Genomic DNA, 19,981 nt, shown 5'->3' with positions numbered 1-19,981 from the left:
CTGATAACTGGTGTGGATATTCATCTACACGCTGTTCAGGCAGCGGAATACCTACTTTCTGCAGCATATCAATTGCCTGGCGTCTGGCTTCTTTTTTATCAACTTTTTTATGAAGAATAATTGCTTCCATAATCTGATCTCCAACAGTATAAACAGGATTTAAAGAAGTCATCGGTTCCTGGAAGATCATTGAGATATCATTACCGCGAATTTTTCTCATCTCTTTTTCAGGAATTTTTGTTAAATCTCTGCCGCCAAAATTAATTTCACCAGCTTCTATTCTGCCGGGAGGTGATTCGACCAGCCTCATAATTGATAAAGAGGTAACACTTTTACCACAGCCAGACTCACCTACAACACCTAAAGTTTCGCCGGGATAGATCTCAAAATCAACACCATCTACCGCCTTAACTACTCCTTCTTCTGTATAGAAATATGTTTTTAAATTCTTAACTTCTACTAATGCTTCTTTACTCAAAAAATTCACCTACCCTCTTAATTTAAAAATATGAGTAATTACTTTAATTTTGGATCTAAAATATCACGGAATGCGTCACCAAGCAGGTTCCAGGAAAGACTGAAGAACATAATTGCAGCACCTGGAATCACAACAGTATACCAGTACTTAAGAGCAGAGCCCTGACCTCCAAGAATCCAGTCACGAGCAAAAGTAATCATCTGTCCCCAGTCAGCATATCCCTCAGGAGCACCTACACCTAAGAAACTTAGGGCTGATGCAGTAATAACCATAGAACCCATTCTCATAAATGCCTGGATTAAAACCGGAAAAATACAGTTAGCAATTATATGCTTAAATATAATCCTATGATCCTTAGCACCGAGGGCAATTGATGCCTGTACAAATTCTTCATTTTTAATTTCTAAAACCTGTGACCGCATTAAACGGGCTGTTGACATCCAGCCAAATGTTACTAAAGCGATCATAACATTATCTAAACCCTTACCTAAAATAGTTGTCAAAACCATTGCCGCAACTAAAAAGGGAATAGACATAAAGACATCTGTGATCCGCATGAAAAATTCATCAATTTTTCCACCATAATAGGCAGAAATTGTACCAATACTAATCCCAATAAACGAACTTAAACCAACGACTATTACACCAATTCTAAAAGCTGTTCTAGTTCCCCAGACCATACCATAGAAAATATCATATGATCCCTGAGCAGTTCCAAAAGGATAACCCTCTCGCGGCGGCTGCGGTTCTACCTGCCAACCAGCTCTTGGAATCTCATATGCATCCTCTGGTGACCTAGGTGGTGCTAAAAAAGGTGCAAATACAGCAACAAGTACGAAAAATAATATTATTATAAGTCCAAATAAAGATAACTTATTTGTTAATAACCTACCTAAAATTTCTTTCCATTCCACTTACCATCACTCCAATCTAATCCGTGGGTCAATTACAGCATAAGAAACATCTACAATTAAGTTGATCAAGATTAATAAGAAACTAAAGTACATTGCAACACCTAAAATACCCGAATAATCAAGTTGTTGAGCAGCCTGAGCAGCATACTGGCCGATACCTCGATAGCCAAATACAGACTCTACTATAACAACTCCTCCTAAGAGGCCCAGTACCATAGGTCCAGCAACTGTAACTACAGGAATCAAGGCATTTCTTCTTGCATGTTTATTAATTACAAATTTTTCTGCCACACCTTTTGCCCTTGCAGTTCTAATATAATCTTTACGTAAAGTTTCTAACATACTTGAACGTGTAATACGTAAAATATATGACCACCAGACAATAGCCAGAGTAACAATTGGACCAATTAAATGTCTGAATGAATCAACGACGACTCCAAATTCTAAATTCAAAATACCATCCAAAACATTTAGACCTGTATACTGAATAAATTCTGCAGATCTAACAATAGCAGCTGCGTCAGCTCCAAGTCTTCCGGGCGGGAACCATCCTAAAACCCCATAGAAAACCATTAAAACCATTAAACCAAAAACAAAAGTCGGGAATGACCAACCAACTGTAGAGACAATCCTAATTATATGATCAAATTTTTGGTTATGGTGAACCGCCGAGAGCACCCCCAGCCAGATACCTCCCATAACAACCGGTATCACTGCAAATAAAGCTAACTCAAGCGTAGCAGGAAAACGGCTAAAAATTGCTTCCGTAACAGGCTGTCCGGCTGATTCTGACCAGCCAAAATCACCCTGTAAAACTCCTCCTATCCAGCGACCATACTGTTCATACCAAGGATCATCAAGACCATATTTTGAAACTAACTCATCCATATCCTGTCCTTTTAACTGTGCAGGGTCATTAATATATGTACTCAATCTCTGATAAGGTCCAAGCATCATTATCATTGAAAATACAAGTACCGTAACACCAAACAGTATGAAAGGAAGAATTAAAAAACGTCTAATAATATAATTTACCAACTCATAACTCTCCTTCCTTAAATATTAATTTACTCCTAAATTCTTTCCCTAACATAATTAGCAGGGAGGTCTCCCTCCCTGACTAATTTCTTTATTAAACTAATTATCTTTTAATTATTCAGCTACTTTATCCATAGAATAGAAATCTACACCAGGACGCATAGCGTTAGGATACCAGCCTTCAACCCATGTTCTTCTTGTGTTAGAGCCTGTTGGCTGATCAATCCAGAGGTCAATAGCATGATCAATTGACATCTGCTGTAATTCTTTATAGATTTCTTCACGTCTTTCTGGATCTGTTGTAGAAATACCTTCAGAAATCAAATCATCGATACCTGATTCAGCAGCCCATTCCTTATAAGTATCTCCACGTCTACCTGCATAATATCCAGCACTATCTAAGAAAGGCTGAACAAAGTTGTGTGGATCTGGGAAGTCAGCTAACCAGCCACCAAAGGAAGCAGGTAAAGTACCTCTAACTGATGCATCTAAATAAGTTGACCACTGAACTCCACGTACATTAATGTTGAATTTAGGGTTAATTCTCTCAATGTAACTCTTCAACATATCTGCAGCAGTTTTTCTAGGATCATTACCACTATTGTATACTAAATCCATAGTGAATCCAGTTTCCCAGAGTTCTCCACCAAATGCATTGCGGAAATGTTCTTCAGCTTTTTCTAAATCTAAACTGTAAACATCAGAGTTTTCATCATAACCTAATAAAGGATCTACAATTGGACCTCTTAACTGAATTGCTTCTCCCATTCTTACCTGTTCTAGGAATGCCTGATAGTTAAATGAATAACTAAAGGCTTTTCTAACATCTTCATCTTCAAAGAAGTCAGATGGGATACCCTCTCCATCCATTTCTCCACTACCAATGTAGTTATTACCTTCTGTTGTTATATCCCAGTTAAAAATCATATTCATGTTCTGAAGTACTGGGATACCAGTTGTTACTGTTACTCCCTCCTCAGATTCTACCTGAGCTCTGTACTGAGTTGGAGCATAAATCATATCAGCATCTCCACGTAATAACATTAATTTACGTGTTGACCATTCATCAACATTTCTGATAATTGCTGTCTTGAAATTAGCTGGCTCTCTCCAGTAATTATCGTTTCTTCTGAAAACAACATTATCTCCATTTACCCATTCAGTTAAAATAAATGGACCAGTTCCCATCATCTTATCAAATAATGGGTCTTCTTCTTTTACAGGATCATGAGCATCAGCAATTTCTGCTGCTGTTCCATCCCAGGCACCCTGTTCAATTGACCATTCTTTATCTAAAATTGAACCCCAGGAAGCACCTTTAGCTACAATATTTAAAAATGGTGGATATGGAGCAGCTAAATGGAATGTAACCTCATTACCATCAATTGTAATCTTTTCGTCAAGTGCGGCTAAAACTTCTTCTGCCTGCTCATCAGTTAACTGCTTTGGATCTTCTACACCCACTACATCTGCAGTAACGTCAGATAAACCAGCAAAACCAGCACCGAATAGAGGCTCATATAACATCCAGATAGGACCACCAGAACGGTCACTTACCATACCTCTTAAGAAAGAGTACTTTACATCTTCTGGAGTTAAAGCATTACCATTACTAAATTCTACTCCCTCTCTGATAATGAAAGTATACTCTGTACCATCTTCAGATACTAAGCCATTTTCCTGACTTGGTACTTCTGTAGATAATAATGGAACAAAGTCCTGTACACTTTCTCCTTCATAATCAATTAAAGTTTCATAAACTTGATAAATCAATTCTGAACTACCTGTATCATAAGCAAAATGAGGATCTAAGGTGCTCTGATCACCAATAGTTACATAAGTAAATGTGTCAGGGCTTTTAACTTCTTCCTGTGCGCCTACTACGGAAAATACTGAAACTACTAATAATAAAGTTAAAAATACTACTAATTTTTTTTGCATACTCGAAATTCCCTCCTAATTTTTTAGTTATCTATACTCTCTAATCTCTAATCTCTTCTCTTTTTAAATTTACACCCCCTTATCAGATGTATCTGTTATTTTAAAAAGAAAAACTAAATTTAATAATTAAAACTTAAATTTTTTACTAACTTAAATTATATAATTATTTACGGAAAAAATCAAGTTGTATCCAACTATATATCATTTTTATTCAGAAAAAGAAATAATTTCTTTTTGTGATAAATTACTCAGCTGAATTAGCGAATAAAAGATTAAAATTCGATAAACTATATATTTTTAAATTGTTTCCACTGTAGTAATCCTTAGTTGAAAGAACCCTTCTGACAAAATTATCTGTTTCCGAAAATGGCAATTTTTCTTTCAAATCAGCACTCCAACCATTATTAAGCCATTTCCTAACATTACTTTCCCCGGCATTATAAGCAGCGATAGTTTTTATAAGATCCTGGTCAAATTTCTGATAGAGATAGGCAAAATACCAGCTGCCAAATTTAATATTTAGATCAGGATTATCCAGATCTTTTACATTGAAATTTTCATACCCTAATTCTTCTGCAACCCAGTGAGCTGTAGCTGGCATCAGCTGCATTAAACCAACTGCCCCTCTTGGAGAAATTGAGTATTTATCAAATCTACTTTCAACATAAATAATTGCTGCCAGCAGTTCTGGTTCTAGAGAAAATTCTTCAGCGTACTTATCAATTTCTTTTTGATATTTAACCGGCTCCAAATTTCTTCTAATTGTCCAGAAATCAAAATTGTTATTTGCAGCAGTAAACAATATGATAGATAAAAGAAAAAATATAATCACCTTAGTTAAGTATTTGCTCTCCAACTGCATTGATCCTCCCTCAATTTAAGCCCTATTCTTCTCAGCCAGAGAGTGAATAATCATTTCTGCGGTTGCCAGATTGGTAGCCAGGGGTATTTCATGAACATCACAGAGCCTCAAAAGAGCACTTACATCCGGCTCATGGGGCTGTGCTGTTAAGGGGTCTCTTAAGAAAATAACCCCGTCAAGTCGATCTTTAGCAATTTCTGCTCCGATCATCTGATCCCCTCCGATTGGTCCAGAGGCCATTCTTTCTACATCCAGGCCGGTCTCATCAATTAAACGCTGACCGGTAGTACCGGTAGCAATTAAACGCATTTTTGCCAGAACTTCCCTGTGCTTTTTAGCAAATGTAATCATATCCTCTTTTTTCTCATCATGAGCTATTAAAGCAATTCTAATCAATTTAGCATCTACTCCCTTCAATACTTTCTCCCAGTATAGATCAATTTTATTTTTTAAATCTGCTATTGTCGAATTATTTTCAATTACCACATCTGCTTTTTCTTCTTTTTCAGCAAGCGGCATCTGAGCTTTTATTCTATTTAAAGCTTCCTCACGGCTGAAATTATTTCTTTTTTCCATTCTCTTAATCTGCTCTGCTTCTGAACTGGAAATAACCCAGATCTGATCACAAAAGCGATCCAATCCCGCTTCATATAATAAAGGCGCCATGAAAACAACGATTTCATCATTTTTTAAATATTGATGAGCCTGCTCTTTCATTTCATAAATTATCAGTGGGTGGAGAAGAGATTCCAATTTTTTTCTTTTTTGGGGGTCAGAAAAAACAATTTCCCCCAGCTTATCACGATCAAATTCTCCATTATCTTTAAGAATCTGATCCCCAAATTCGTCTACAACCAGCTGCCAGCCCTTTTCCCCTCTGCGGCTAATTTGATGAGAAATCTGATCTGCATCAATGATTCTGGCTCCTTTTTCTTTTAAATATTCAGCAGCTGTAGATTTCCCGGTTGCTATTCCGCCTGTTAAACCAATAATCATAATTATCCCCTTTCTCTATTTTTGACATTGAGGACAAAAATATGTTGAGCGTCCACTAACCTTTATTTTTTCTATAATAGTTCCACAGCTGTAACATTCTTCTCCCTGACGCTGGTGAACTCTTAATTCTTCCTGAAAAGATCCTTTTTCGCCAAAGGCATTTACATAATCACTAAAGGAAGTCCCTCCATAAATGATACCCTTCTGCAGAATTTCCCGCATATTATGATAGATTTTTTCTTTTTCAGACTCAGTTAAGGTATCTGCTGTTCGATCAGGTCTGATTCCCGAGCGGAAAAGAATTTCATCTGCATAAATATTACCGATTCCAGCTACAAAATGCTGATTTAAAAGCAGAGACTTAATAATTGCTCTCCGTCCCTCAAATAATTTTCTGAAATCGTCAACACTTAGTTTATCACTTAAAGGTTCCGGCCCCAGTTCTGACAGACCTCCAGCCTGTTCAGGGTGGTTTTTATCGATTAAATAAACCCGGCCAAATTTACGGATATTATTAAACCGAATTTCCTGTCCGTCATTGAGGCTAAAAATTACATGAGTATGTTTATCTCTATATTCTTTAACCTCTTTAACTAAAAGTTTACCGGTCATCCTGAGGTGAATTACCATATTTTTATTATTATTTAATTCAAAAATAATATATTTACCTCTGCGGTTAACAGCTTCAATTTTTGAGCCGATTAATTCTTCTTTAAAAGCAGGGATATTATCTTCCGGAAAAGCGATCATCTTTTCTTCTCTAATCTCTACCCCGGTAACTATCTTCTCCTCTACCAGAGGTCTTAATCCCTTAACAACTGTTTCCACTTCCGGCAGCTCAGGCATCTTTATCCACCTCATAATCTTTCTTATCTCTCCAGTTTTCTCCTGTCTGAAGATCTACCAGCAGTGGTACATCAAGTTCAGCGGTGTTTTCCATTTTATCTTTAATCAATTTTGCTGCCTTCTCTAAATCAGATTCTGCTACTTCAAAAACCAGTTCGTCATGGACCTGGAGCAGGATATTTAAATCTAAATCTTCGTCTTTAAGAGCATTATAAACATCGATCATCGATTTTTTCATAATATCGGCAGCTGTCCCCTGAACTGGAGTGTTAATTGCTGTTCTTTCGGCAAAGGAGCGGCGGTGATAATTACTGCTGTTGATTTCCGGTATATAGCGGCGGCGTCCAAACATAGTCTCTGCATAGCCACATTCTTTAACCTTCTTAATTGTCTGATCCATATATTCTTTAACTCCAGAAAAGCGTTCAAAATATTTATCAATATAATCCTGAGCTTCTTCGACTGGGATATCAAGGTCCTGACTTAAACCATAAGAACTCATTCCATAGGCAATACCGAAGTTGATGACCTTGGCATGGCGGCGCAGATTTGGAGATACTTCCTCCGGCTCAACTTCAAAAACCTCACTTGCTGTTTCTGTGTGAATATCTGCTCCACTGTTAAAAGCTTCTTTAAGTTTTTGATCTCCACTCAAATGAGCAAAAACTCTGAGCTCAATCTGCGAATAATCTACAGCCAGCAGCAGCATGTCTTCTTTAGAAGGGATAAAAGCTTTACGAATCTCTCTTCCTTCTTCTGTTCTAATTGGAATATTCTGCAGGTTAGGATCTGTACTGCTCAAACGCCCGGTAGCTGTTACCATCTGATTAAAAGAAGTGTGGATTTTACCTGTCTCTTTATTAACCAGAGGTGGAAGTGAGTCAATATAGGTTGACTTTAACTTAGCTAATTCCCTGTACTCAGATATCAAAGGGATAATCTCATGTTTGCCTTCCAATTTTTCTAAAACACTGGCATTTGTCGAATAACCTGTTTTAGTTCTTTTGATTACAGGTAAGCCTAACTTTTCAAATAAAATTTCTCCAAGCTGTTTGGGAGAATTCAGGTTAAATTCCTCACCAGCCAGCTGATGTGCTTTTTCGGTTATAATATCCAGTCTTTTTCCCAGGCGCTCTGAGAGGCTGTCAAGCCATTCTTTATCAACTTTAACACCATTAGCTTCCATCCGGGCCAGCACTTTAATTAAAGGCAGTTCAATTTCCTGGTATAATTTAAGCAGCTCATCTTTTTCTAACTTCGGCAGCAGCTCAGCTTTTAATTCAAAGAGCTTAGAAATTTCAACCAGCAGCTTATCTTTGCTTTCAATTTCATCAAAACTAATTGTTAACTCCCTACTTAATACCTCTTCCAGCTCAGGTAAGGAGGAAGAAGGCTGGAGTAAATAAAATGCCAGCAGGGGCTCAAAACTGATATTTATAATTTCTATCCCCTGTTTTAGCAGAGCAAGAGAAGCTTCTTTAGCATCAATCATCAGCTTTGCAATATCTGCTGCTGAAAAGATATCTTTTATTTCCTCAGCAATTTTTTCGCTTTCTAGCTGATAAGAATAAATTTGACTTTCAGCTTCCAGACTAAAAATAACAGCTTCAATTTCTCCCTGAATCGCTTTAGTTCCCTCTTTTAATTTAACTGCAGCAGCAATTTCGCCAGCTGCAGCTGCCTTTTCTTTTAGTTGTTCTAATCCCGCCTGATCCAAATTAACTACCTCTAAATCTTTAAAATTCATTTCCTCTTTAAAGTCAAAACGGTCAAGCAGGGAGGTAAAGCCCAGTCTTTCAAACTGTTCTGCCGCTTCCTGATCATCATATGAATCAAGCCGGCATTCATCAAAATCGATTTCTACCGGAACATCACGTTTAATCTTACCAAGACGATAACTCATTCTTGCCTGTTCAGTGTATTTTCTTAAATTTTCTTTTCTTTTTTTGCCAGAAACTTTATCTATATTGGCTAAAATTTCTTCCATTGAGCCAAATTCTTTAAGTAATTTTAGAGCTGTCTTCTTACCAATTCCAGGCACACCTGGAATATTATCAGAGCTGTCGCCCATCAGACCCTTACGGTCAATAAGCTTCTCCGGCGGCAGTTCATATTTTTCCATTACCTTATCTAAATCAAATTTCACCAGATCAGAGATTCCTTTGCGGGTATATAATATATTTACATTTTCTGAAACCAGCTGCAGAGCATCCCTGTCACCTGTAACGATATAAACCATATAACCTTCTTCTGCTGCCTCTTTGGAAAGAGTCCCCAGCAAATCATCCGCTTCATAACCTTCTTTTGCCAGCATAGGTATTTTTAATTTTTCTATAGTCTGCTGCAGAAGTGGAATTTGAGGAACAAGCTCCTCCGGCATTTTTTTCCTACCTGCTTTATAATCTTCATATTCTTCATGTCTAAAAGTAGGTGCTTTTTTATCAAAAGTAATAATCATCCGATCTGGATTCCATTCGTCTGTGAGGCTAAAGAGCATCCTCACAAAGCCAAAAACTGCATTTGTATATTCTCCCTCATCATTGGTTAAAAGGGGTAGTGCATAAAAAGCACGGTGGGTTAAACTGTGTCCATCCAGTAAAAAAAGTGTTTTTTTCTCCTTATTTTCTTTCTTTGACAAAAAAATCAACTCCCATTTAAAACATCTATTTAATTATTGTATTTGCTTAACTACTTTTATTATTTTTAGCTGCTGGTAAATGAACAAAAAACTTTGTGCCCTTTCCAACTTCACTTTCAACATCAATATCCCCACTATAACTTTCAACAATCTGCTGGGCTATAGCTAAACCAAGTCCAGAGCCTTCATTTTCTTTTCTGGTCCGTGATTTATCTGCCTGATAAAAGCGGTCAAAAACAAAGGGCAAATCCTCAGTAGAAATTCCGGGTCCATCATCTGCTATAGAAAAATAAAAGTTATCTGAATCAATTCTATCGATTCTAATCTCAATTTCACCTTTCTGAGAAGTAAACTTTACAGCATTATCCAGAAAAATCCTGAGCAGCTGTTTGAAAAGATTCTGATCACCAAAAAATTTTATTTCTGCTTCTTCAGCAAATTTTAATTTAATATTCTTCTCCATCAGCTCAAATTCTTTGATTATTTCTTTTATCAGCTCATTAAAATTAAACATTTCCTCTTCTTTTTTTAACTCACTATCATCACCGCGGGCTAAAAGCAAAAGATTTTCCATCAGCTGTTTCATATTGACAGTCTCTTTTTTAATGGCTTCTATCGCTTCATCCCTAACATCTTCTTTTTCTTTACCCCAGCGGTCAAGCAGATCAACATAACCTTTGATCACAGAAATTGGAGTCCTTAATTCGTGAGATGCATCAGAAACAAACTGTTTCTGTCTTTTAAAAGATTTCTCCAGTCGATCAAGCATTGAATTAAAAGTTAGTGCCAGTTTCTTTAATTCATCATCAGGACCGCTAACTTCAAGTCTTCGCCCTAAATCACTGGAGCTAATTTCTCTTGCTGTTTCAGTAACTTTATTGATCGGTGAAAGCATTTTTTTGGTAGTAAAGTAACCTAAAAAGACAGAAATTAGAGCTCCAATCCCAGCAGCAATAGTTAGAACTATAATAAGAAAATCAAGAAAGTTTTTTTCAAATGTAATATCTCTAACAACCTGAAGGTAGCCCCGAGAAAAAACAAAATTATTCATCGGAATAGTTTTAACTGCAAGAATTTTTGAACCAGTGCGGAATTCTTCAATTTCAACCCCAATTGGGATATCCATCTCTTCTAAATACTTAGATTGCGCATTAACTTTTCCATCTTTATCAAGTACACGGAAAAAAATATTTTCCTCACTGCGGCTTATCTGCTGCAGTAAATCTGTATCGAAAAAATTAACCGGATCACCGATTCCTGAAAACTGTGAGAGAACAAGCTCAGTTGTATTGTTTATACTTTTTTTGATATTATCATCAATAAAACTGGAAAGAAAAAAATAAATTGATAGATTAATTAAAAATATAAGCATCATAAACATAAAAGCATATAAAATTGTTATTTTCCAGGAAATTTTACTCTTTTTGTTAACAAAATCAAACATTCTTATCTGACCTCAAAACATAACCGACACCACGCACGGTATGTATTAACTTCTTATCATAAGGATCGTCTATCTTACTGCGCAAATATCGAATATATACATCAACAATGTTTGTTTCGCCGGTATAATCATAGCCCCAAACATTATTTAATAATTTATCTCTACTGACAACAATACCTTCATTCCTAATTAAATAAACTAAAAGGTCATATTCCTTTTTAGTCAATTCAATCTCTTCACCAGCTCTTTTAACAATATGAGCATCCAGATTCACTTCAACATCAGCAGTTTTTAATATATTATCTGATTCAACCTTTCCCTCATCTCTTCTTAAATGAGCTCTGATTCTAGCTAATAATTCTTCAATTTCAAACGGCTTTGTTAAATAATCATCAGCACCGGTATCTAAACCTTCTACCTTATCTTCAAGCTCAGATTTTGCAGTTAACATAATAATTGGTATATCTGAAAATTCTCTGATTCTTTTACAGACTTCTAAACCATTTTGACCCGGAAGCATGATATCTAGTAATAATAAGTCAAATTTTTCTTCTTTTAAAATATTAATACCATCATATCCATTGTCAAATTTTTTAACTTTATAACCTTCATGTTCAAGCTCTAACTCAACAAACCTTGCAATTTGTGAATCATCTTCTATTAATAATATTTTTTTATCCAATTTAGTCACCCCTCTCATTATATCAAGTATTTACTTAAAGTTAAACATTAAAACCGGGCTTTTAAAGCCCGGTCTTATAATACTGTATTTTTATTTAAAGATCATTTGGTTTATCACCGATCCTACCAAATAAAATTTTGCTCTGGCCATTTCGTATAACTTTAAACATTATTTTGTCTCCAACTTCTTTACTTTTAATTAATTCACTTACATCTGAAGTAGACTCAACAGGCTTTTGATCAATTTCTTTGATTATGTCATATGCTTTAAGTCCTGCTTTTTCAGCTGGACTACCCTTATAAACTTCAATAATCACTACACCTTTTTGATTATCTAATTTGAAATATTCTTTAACTTCTTTTGTTATTTCACTAAAAGCAATTCCAAGCCAGGGTCGAGTAACCTCTCCAGTATTTTGAAGTTCAGTTACAATTCCCTTAATCTCATTAATTGGTATTGCAAAACCAATTCCCTGACCAGCTCTTGAGACAGCTGTGTTGATACCAATAACCTCTCCTTTATTATTAAGCAGAGGTCCACCACTATTCCCAGGATTTATTGCTGCATCAAGCTGTATTAAATTTTGATAGGTTCTAACCTTTCTATCATCTGTTGGAATCTGAATTGGTCGACCTAAAGCACTAATCACACCTACTGTAACAGTGTGTTCAAAACCTAAAGGGTTTCCAATTGCTATTGCCCAATCTCCAGGTCTAATTTTGTCAGAATTACCCATTTTTAAGGGGCTGAGTTTTTGATCTATTTTTTCAGTATTTATTTTTAAAATTGCCAAATCAAGGCTGAAATCTGACCAGGAAACTTCCGCTGAAACTGCTTCTTCAACACCATTAATTGAAACTTCTATTTTATCCGCACCATCAATAACATGTTGATTAGTAACTATATATCCATCTTTGGAAACTATAAAACCAGAACCAAAGCCCTTTCTTTCTCGAGGCTGCTGTTCTGGCATTTGAAACTGATCCCCAAAAAAGAATCTGAAATATGGATCATTAAACATCTCTGGCATCTGCTGACCGCCTGAGGTTTTTACCGTTGCAGTAACTTTTACAACACCATTATCAACTTTTTCAGCAATATCTGCAAAATGATTTGTTTGATAAATATTCTGAGATGAATTTTCTTGAGCATATACTGTAGGAACAATAGTCATCATTAAAGAAATTACAATTAAAGCTAATAATGTTCGTTTAAATAAGTTTTTGGGCTTTTTCACCTTTAACACCTTCCTTTTAGATTTTTATTAAGTTTAAATTACTCAAAACACTTATTATTCCCCATTTAAATGGGGAATAAATTAAATATCTCAAGGAGGGAATTTCTCTCTGTTTTGAGTTAAAACTTTAAAAAACTTAGATTTAACTGCAGCATCAATTAAAATTATTAAATTATAATTTGTCTTATTTCAGGCTACAATTAAAATATAACAGAAAGAAATTAAAGAATAATTAAGCAAAAATTAAATTTAGATTAAATTATTTTTTTGCCTGATTCTTTACTTTATTCATTTCTTTTTCTATCTCTTCCTGATCACCTAAATAATATTTATCTTTAACATTCATTTCCTGATCAAATTCATAAACTAAGGGTCTGCCTGTCGGAATATTAACTGAGGGTATTTCCTCATCAGAAATACCATCTAAATGCTTTACCAAGGCTCTTAAACTGTTGCCGTGAGCAGAGATAATTATTTTCTTACCTTCTTTCATATTTGGAACAATTTCATTTTCCCAGTAAGGCATAACTCGATCAATTGTCATCTTGAGACTTTCTGCAGTTGGGAGCTCATCATCACTAAGTTCAGCATATTTTTCTTCATGACCGGGATAACGCTCATCATCTTTATCTAATTCAGGTGGTGGGGTGTCAAAACTGCGGCGCCAGATATGAACCTGCTCTGCCCCTTCTTTTTCGGCCATTTCTGCTTTATTCAGTCCCTGAAGAGCACCATAATGACGCTCATTTAACTTCCAGGATTTAATAACTGGAATCCAGTGTAAATCCATAATATCTAAAATTATATTTAAAGTTTTAGTAGCTCTCTTCAGATATGAAGTATAGGCCAGGTCAAATTTAAAACCTTCTTCTTTTAATAAACGACCTGCTTCTTCTGCCTCTTTAACTCCCTGCTCACTCAAATCAACATCTGTCCAACCTGTAAATTTGTTGGCTAAATTCCATTCACTTTCCCCGTGACGAACCAGTACAATTTTCATCAAACCACCCTTTCTAATTTTAATTTAATTTATTTGTATCTTTATTATTTCTAAACTTAATTATAACACTTAGAGCAGATAAATATATTAATTAATTTACAAATTAAATATCAACAAAGCTGGCCCTAATCTCCCATTCTGAGCGCAGTTCTGCTGCCAGCAGCTGCTTATATTTTTCAAGCTGTTCCGGATTCCGATAACTACCACTCTTATAATCAATTATTTTAATTTTTTTCTCTTCTCTATCCACAAGCAGCCTGTCGATGCGATAGTGCTTTTCTCCAGCTTCGATTTTTTCTTTTAATAAATACTCATTAAAAACCTGATGTTTTTCAGAAAAAATTTCTGGATTGGCTATAATAAATTCTTCAGCCTTTTCAATCACAGTATTAATCTTTTCTTTACCCAGCAGATTTCCATATTTACTTTTCAGCAGCCTGCGGGCTGAAAGTTTTTCCTCTTCACTGTTATACTTGATATTCTCCAGATAGTAATGGAGAGCCAGCCCTCTTAATTTTTGAGCTGAGAGTTTCAAACTGCTGCTCTGCTTTTTAAAATAATCATATTTTTCTTCATCTTTTTTACTTTGGGGCTCACGTTTTTTCTGTTTTAGATATTTATTGAGGGGATTCAATTTTGGCTTCCCGCTTAGACGATCAGCTTCTATCTGCAGCGGCTGACCGGCTGATTCCACTTCTAAAATCTCAATTAAATTTTTCCCTTCAACTGCATTTAAAAGCATCTTTTCATAATAATCATAACTGCTGCCGGCCCACATTAAATCCTGATCCGGCTTTATTTTTCGCGGAGCTTCTACATATAAGTGCAGATCATTTTCTGCCCGGCTCAGGGCAACATAGAGGTTATTAATCTCCTCCATTTCTGCTTTTTCTTCAGCCTTTTCCTTAAAATCATAATCAAGCCAGTCCAAAACAGCAAGGTACTGATCCTGAATAAATAAATAATCATTCAGCTTCTCATAATTCTGGTCAAAATCAAGATAAAAATTGATTCCACCACTGCTGTTGCCACTCCTGCGGCCGGGATTCCAGTAGTAATACTCTACCGGCAGAGAAAGCCCCTTTGACTGGTGGATTGTCATTAAGCTAACTGCATCTTTGTTTTCGACCTTCTGCTGTTTTAATTCCTCACTGTCTCGATTTTCCGTCAGATAATTAAGCAGCTCTTTTAAAGAAGAAAAGGAGTTTAGAATTTTAAAAAATGAATAGAGATTTTTTAAGCTGAGGCTGTTATCACCTGCCAGCTCAAGCAGCTCAGTTTTTTGATAAAGATAATTTATAATTTCCTGATAGTCTCCATCAATTAATTTCTTAATTTTTTTGAAAGTATTGATTAAATTATTTGTTTTGCTTTCCGGAAGCTGTTCAGCGGCTGACTGCTGCAGCTTAAACTCTTCTTCCAGCTCAACTTTTTGACTTGAACTGAAATAGTCCTTTAAAAGCTGCTGCCTTTTTAGAATAAATTTTAAACTCTGATTGTCAATTCTGACCAGATCACTGCGCAGAAATTTTAGCAGTGAGTAGAAGTCCCTGTAGGCTGCAAAATATAAAAAATTAGAAGCGGCTTTAGGTAAAGCTGCATCCAGGAGAGAATTTCTGTTTTCTAAAATGTAGGGTACCCCTTCTTTTTCCAGGCTTTCTGCAATTGTATTTAATTCATTTGAGGTCCGGGCCAGCACACTGACTTTCCCGTAATCAGCAGCATATTTCATTTTAATATCTGCTGCTATCTCAGCCGGAAGATTTTCTTTGATTTTGCTGTTTAATTCTTCTATCTGCTGCTGTTTTTCTTCTCCCAACCCTGCAAATTTTTTGGTATCTGTATTATAAAAAGCTGAACTTCCGCCATAGATCACCTCTGTTAAACCTGGAGCTTTAGAATTAGCCTCAACCGGGTGATATTCCCAGTCAACATCTGACTGATCAAAAAATTTATTTAAAAGTTCAATTATATTCTGATCACTGCGGTAACAGCGCTCAAGCCTTTCTGTTTTAGCCTCAATAATTTCTTCCAGAGAGGCAAATAACTTCTTTTCTCCACCCCGCCAGCCGTAGATGGACTGTTTTTCATCTCCCACAGCAATAAAATCACTGGCTTTTTCAATCAGCGGCCTTAGAATTTTCCACTGCAGGATACTGGTGTCCTGAAACTCATCAATAAAAAGCGCCTTATATTCTCCTCCTAAAAGGTCCAGCAGATAACTGCTTGCCTGTGCATCCTCAATCAGCCCAATTTCTTCAGCATTTAAATACTTAAAAGTATAATTGCTGATATCAGCATGGGTAAATTTGCCGCTTTTAAATTTCAGCTCTTCGTAAATATCTAAAACCAGACTGGCAAAATTGATAATTTCTTTTTCAGCCGGAATTACTTCCTGATTGAAAACTGCCGCAGCCAGTTTTTCTCTAAATAATTGGTATTCATATTCCAATTTTTCTTTTAAATCCGCTGTTTTTTTGGCCCTTAATTTGTTGCCGCTCCAGTAACTGTTATTTAGTAAATAATTTCTCCTCTGGTAGAGAAAATCCTTTTTTTGCTCTTTAGAATCAAGTCCAGGGTACTGTTCAAAAAAAGGACGGCCATCTTTGACAAAATAGGATGAAGAAAATTCTTCTCCCCGCAGTTCCGCCACTTCTTTTAGTGTCTGATAGCTGTCTTCAAACAAATCAGATATCTCTGCCTGAGGCAGCTTTTCTTTTTCCTCTAATTCTGATGATTCTAAGAGTATAAATTTCCAGGCATTATCAACAATATCTTTGATAAATTTAAGATATGGCTCCAGATCCCGGGCGCTGTTGGCCTCCAGAAAACTCTGCATACTCTCGTAATAATCTTCATTATTCAAAATTATTTTCAATAACTCTTCAATAATTTCCTGATTCTGGCTGTCATCGATAATCTGATAATTATAAAGGGAAAGATAGGGTGCAATCCCTCGCCTGAAAATTTGATTGGTAAAAGCATCAATTGTAAATATTTTGATATCCTCATCATTTAAAATCATTTTATGATAGATTTTTTCTAATCTTTTCGGCTCAACTTCAAGCTCCGGATAAATATTTTTAAGTGAACTGACAATATCTTCTTTTTCAGGCCCCTGATTAATTATCTCCCGCAGATGTTTAAGAATCCGATTTTTAATTTCTGCAGTTGCTTTTTTAGTAAAAGTCATTACAATAATTTCCGAAAAATCTATATCTTTTAAAAGTGCAGCCAGATATTCCAGGGACAGCCTGTAGGTTTTACCTGTCCCGGCACTGGCTTTAATAACCTTCTTCATTAGTCAAAACCTCCACTCTGCAAATATCTTGATAAGGACAGCGCTGGCAGCGAGATTTATAAATCCGCTCATATTCTCCAGCTGCAAAAAGCATCTCTGTCAGTTCCTGCAGCTCTGCACCCAGGCTGTCTTCTTTTTCTACCTTATTATATGAATGTTCAAAGGCCTGATCAAAGACATTATAGATTGCCTTTCTGCTCTCAGGCGGCAGCTGATCCTGATAATTCTGGCGCAGCATCAGGGAATAAAAGTCCAGCTGTTTGCGGTCTCCACTGCCTGTTTTAAAGTCAACAATAAAGTATTCGGCCTGATTTAATAAGAGCAGGTCTATTCTGCCGGAAAGATAAAAATCTACCTGCTGAGCTGTAAAATACCGCTGCCGCTGATAATTCCATTCCGGCCATTCTACCAGAATATCCTGGTAGTCTTCCGGCAGATATTTCTGCAGCAGTTCGGCAAAATGAATATAGGATTTTTCCAGACTTTTGAAAATAATCTGCTGGTAATAATTTAAATAATCCCGATCAATCTTCAATTGATTAGCTTCAATGCCCTTCTGAATAATTTTTTTTCTGCTCTCTGCTGGAATTTCCCGGGGAGAAAGATTATGCTCTCTGGCATAAATTATCAGCTCCCCAAAAATCTCATGGGTTAAAATACCAAGGGTCATTAAAGAAAGTGATGGCCTGATCTCTAATGTGGTATCAAGCCGGGCCAGCTGTTCTAAATAAAAACGGTGGTAGCAGTCCTTTAAAGCTTTATATTTATAATAGCTGAAATTAAAACCGCTGCCAAAATCGTCTTTTTCTAGCTCCAGATTTTGATTAAAATCAGCTGTTCTATTGACTTTTAAATCCAGCTCAGTCTGGTAATCAAATAAATTATTCAAAATTTCTTTTTCACTTAAATTATTAACTTTACTTTCTTGATAGTCCAGGCCGTATTCTAAGGCAAGCTCTTCTAAAATAACTGCCGGAGATATATTCTGCTCCTCATTTTCTACTGTATAAATAATACTCTGCTCTGCATTTAAAATATGGCGCAGAAACTTATATTTTTTTAAGAGCTGATTTTTGTGTTTTATAAGCAGTCCATTATTTTTCAGCTGTTTTTCACTTAAAAAGTAGAGACCATCATTTTTTTGAGCAAAATTATCCTGGATCAAATTATTTACTAAAATCTTTTTGTGCTTAGTTTGGGGAGCCTTTTCCAGACTTAAAAGATCAGCTGCCTCATTGTTTTTGCTGAGTCTAATAGATTTAAAACTTAAGTGGTTTAAAAATAGTGAAAAAAGACCTGCACCCTGATCAGAATAATAATCCTGCCAGCTAGTTACTATTCCCAGTTCTTCGATGCTTTTTAGCTCCAGCAGGCTGTCATTAAATTTCTCTGCTGTTTCTTTAGCTTCTTTTTCCAGAGCAAAATCTGAGATTTTTGTGAGCAGTTCACTTAAGTCGGATATGTTTTTGATTTTTCTCAACTTTTCAAGAAAATTATAAAGGGGTTTTAAAAGAGGAAGCTCTGCCTCTAACAGCTCTAAATCAAGATAATAATAATCCTGACGCAGCAGCTCTTCAATTTTTTGCAGATCCGCCGCCTTTAACTCAAGCCAATCTTTAAATAGGCTCTGGGTAGATAAATCATGGAGCTCTTTTAAGACGATCAAGATTTGCGAACTGCCTTTTCCCTCTTGGTAAAGCTGATAGAGAGAATCCAGCAGCTTATAAATATCAGTTTCACTTAAACTCTGATAGGAATTCAAATTTAACTGGTCGCTTAATATCTCCGCTGACTCAATTTCTTTACCTGCATCCAGCAGTTGAACATCCTCAGCAGAATTTTCTTTTTCGTTTAAAAGAGCGGCCAGACTTTTAAGCTTAGAATTCGTTTTTCTAACCTCGATATTATTTGTCTTTTCCGGCAGAGTCAGCTCTTCAACTTCTAATTTTTCCTGATTGAAATCAGTTTCTTTGAGCTGGAGGTGAAGCTCAACTTTAAATTCCTGGCCTATCTCCTGCAGCAGCTCTTTAAAATAGGGAGAAAAATCTATGATATTAAATAAATTTATCTTTTTAAACTCTCTTAAAAACTGCAGATTTAAGTTTTTCTCTTCCCTGAGCAGAAGTTGATCAACAAAGCCAAGCTCTTTTAAACGTTTTTGATATCTTGCTTTAATACTCTCCAGCCTTTCTACTCTCTCCTGCTGCCAGTCTGCCAGACCTTCAATTTGAGCCAGTTGGTAGTCCTGCAGCAGTTTAAAATAAGCAAAAAAGCGGGATGAAAACTGATAAATATCCTGATAGCTGTCCAGCCGCAGCTTACTTTTTTCCTCTTTTGTTAAAACAGAGTATAAAAGCAGGGGAAGTTTTTCTTCCTTCAGCAGAATCTGATCACTGCTGAAGAGCCTCTCCTTAAATTCTTTTAAGCTAAAAAACTTGCTCTGCTGACTGAGAGGCTGAGGCTGGTAGTATTTTAAGGCCTCTTTTAAGTCATTATAATTGCTAAATATATAAACTTCTGGCTCATCAGAAATTATTTCTTTAAATAAATCTTGATTATAATTATAATATTTAAAGTCTAAATAATTTTTTAGTTCCATAGTTT

14 protein-coding genes and 1 pseudogene are annotated in these 19,981 nt (G+C 35.9%); all 15 read right to left on the bottom strand.

Annotated features, from left to right (window positions below):
• Positions 1 to 478: ABC transporter ATP-binding protein (locus C8C76_RS10800; protein WP_146161863.1), on the bottom strand; the 478-nt coding region annotated here is incomplete at its 3' end.
• Between the two features lie 38 nt (positions 479 to 516).
• Entirely contained in the window at positions 517 to 1,392 is an 876-nt protein-coding gene (locus tag C8C76_RS10795) for an ABC transporter permease (RefSeq protein ID WP_108141531.1), read from the bottom strand.
• 6 nt (positions 1,393 to 1,398) lie between these two features.
• Positions 1,399 to 2,430: an ABC transporter permease gene (locus C8C76_RS10790; protein WP_108141529.1), complete on the bottom strand. Its 1,032-nt coding sequence runs from the start codon at positions 2,428 to 2,430 to the stop codon at positions 1,399 to 1,401.
• A 114-nt stretch (positions 2,431 to 2,544) separates the two neighbouring features.
• Positions 2,545 to 4,371, bottom strand: coding sequence for an ABC transporter substrate-binding protein (locus C8C76_RS10785; RefSeq protein WP_108141527.1), 1,827 nt, complete (start codon positions 4,369 to 4,371; stop codon positions 2,545 to 2,547).
• Between the two features lie 244 nt (positions 4,372 to 4,615).
• The gene (locus tag C8C76_RS10780; protein ID WP_108141537.1) at positions 4,616 to 5,227 is read right to left on the bottom strand and encodes a lytic transglycosylase domain-containing protein; all 612 of its coding nucleotides are present in this window, start codon (positions 5,225 to 5,227) and stop codon (positions 4,616 to 4,618) included.
• A 21-nt stretch (positions 5,228 to 5,248) separates the two neighbouring features.
• Positions 5,249 to 5,626: a methylglyoxal synthase gene (mgsA, locus tag C8C76_RS15535; RefSeq protein WP_375135319.1), complete on the bottom strand. Its 378-nt coding sequence runs from the start codon at positions 5,624 to 5,626 to the stop codon at positions 5,249 to 5,251.
• A gap of 54 nt (positions 5,627 to 5,680) precedes the next feature.
• A pseudogene (gene coaE, locus C8C76_RS15530) lies at positions 5,681 to 6,229 on the bottom strand (dephospho-CoA kinase); the annotation flags it as partial.
• A 15-nt stretch (positions 6,230 to 6,244) separates the two neighbouring features.
• Positions 6,245 to 7,090: a bifunctional DNA-formamidopyrimidine glycosylase/DNA-(apurinic or apyrimidinic site) lyase gene (gene mutM / locus C8C76_RS10770; protein WP_308812606.1), complete on the bottom strand. Its 846-nt coding sequence runs from the start codon at positions 7,088 to 7,090 to the stop codon at positions 6,245 to 6,247.
• Complete coding sequence (polA, locus tag C8C76_RS10765; RefSeq protein ID WP_108141521.1) at positions 7,068 to 9,713, bottom strand: DNA polymerase I; 2,646 nt, start codon at positions 9,711 to 9,713, stop codon at positions 7,068 to 7,070. Before polA ends, mutM begins: the two co-directional genes overlap by 23 nt.
• 46 nt (positions 9,714 to 9,759) lie before the next feature.
• On the bottom strand, positions 9,760 to 11,157 hold the full coding sequence (locus tag C8C76_RS10760) for a HAMP domain-containing sensor histidine kinase (RefSeq protein WP_108141519.1): 1,398 nt from the start codon (positions 11,155 to 11,157) through the stop codon (positions 9,760 to 9,762).
• Positions 11,150 to 11,839, bottom strand: coding sequence for a response regulator transcription factor (locus C8C76_RS10755; protein ID WP_108141517.1), 690 nt, complete (start codon positions 11,837 to 11,839; stop codon positions 11,150 to 11,152). Before C8C76_RS10755 ends, C8C76_RS10760 begins: the two co-directional genes overlap by 8 nt.
• 94 nt (positions 11,840 to 11,933) lie before the next feature.
• Positions 11,934 to 13,076 (bottom strand): S1C family serine protease, encoded by a 1,143-nt coding sequence (locus C8C76_RS10750; RefSeq protein WP_108141515.1) that lies wholly within the window; start codon positions 13,074 to 13,076, stop codon positions 11,934 to 11,936.
• Between the two features lie 259 nt (positions 13,077 to 13,335).
• On the bottom strand, positions 13,336 to 14,076 hold the full coding sequence (gene gpmA, locus C8C76_RS10745) for a 2,3-diphosphoglycerate-dependent phosphoglycerate mutase (RefSeq protein WP_108141513.1): 741 nt from the start codon (positions 14,074 to 14,076) through the stop codon (positions 13,336 to 13,338).
• Between the two features lie 103 nt (positions 14,077 to 14,179).
• Positions 14,180 to 17,377, bottom strand: coding sequence for a UvrD-helicase domain-containing protein (locus C8C76_RS10740; protein WP_108141511.1), 3,198 nt, complete (start codon positions 17,375 to 17,377; stop codon positions 14,180 to 14,182).
• Positions 17,361 to 19,976 carry a PD-(D/E)XK nuclease family protein gene (locus C8C76_RS15280; protein ID WP_219909384.1) on the bottom strand — a complete coding sequence of 872 codons (2,616 nt, stop codon included), beginning with the start codon at positions 19,974 to 19,976 and terminating at the stop codon, positions 17,361 to 17,363. The genes C8C76_RS10740 and C8C76_RS15280 overlap by 17 nt, the downstream gene beginning before the upstream one ends.
• Positions 19,977 to 19,981 lie beyond the last annotated feature (5 nt).

This window comes from Halanaerobium saccharolyticum, from assembly GCF_003053565.1.
GTDB lineage: Bacteria > Bacillota > Halanaerobiia > Halanaerobiales > Halanaerobiaceae > Halanaerobium > Halanaerobium saccharolyticum_B.
Note: the sequence above shows the minus strand (reverse complement) of the source record. Positions and strands in the feature narration are given on the sequence as shown.

Excerpts from the sequence above, each read along its gene's own strand:
- C8C76_RS10785 (WP_108141527.1), bottom strand. The coding sequence starts at position 4,371 with ATGCAAAAAAAATTAGTAGTATTTTTAACTTTATTATTAGTAGTTTCA.
- mutM (WP_308812606.1), bottom strand. The coding sequence starts at position 7,090 with ATGAGGTGGATAAAGATGCCTGAGCTGCCGGAAGTGGAAACAGTTGTT.
- C8C76_RS10760 (WP_108141519.1), bottom strand. The coding sequence starts at position 11,157 with ATGTTTGATTTTGTTAACAAAAAGAGTAAAATTTCCTGGAAAATAACA.
- gpmA (WP_108141513.1), bottom strand. The coding sequence starts at position 14,076 with ATGAAAATTGTACTGGTTCGTCACGGGGAAAGTGAATGGAATTTAGCC.
- C8C76_RS10740 (WP_108141511.1), bottom strand. The coding sequence starts at position 17,377 with ATGAAGAAGGTTATTAAAGCCAGTGCCGGGACAGGTAAAACCTACAGG.
- C8C76_RS15280 (WP_219909384.1), bottom strand. The coding sequence starts at position 19,976 with ATGGAACTAAAAAATTATTTAGACTTTAAATATTATAATTATAATCAA.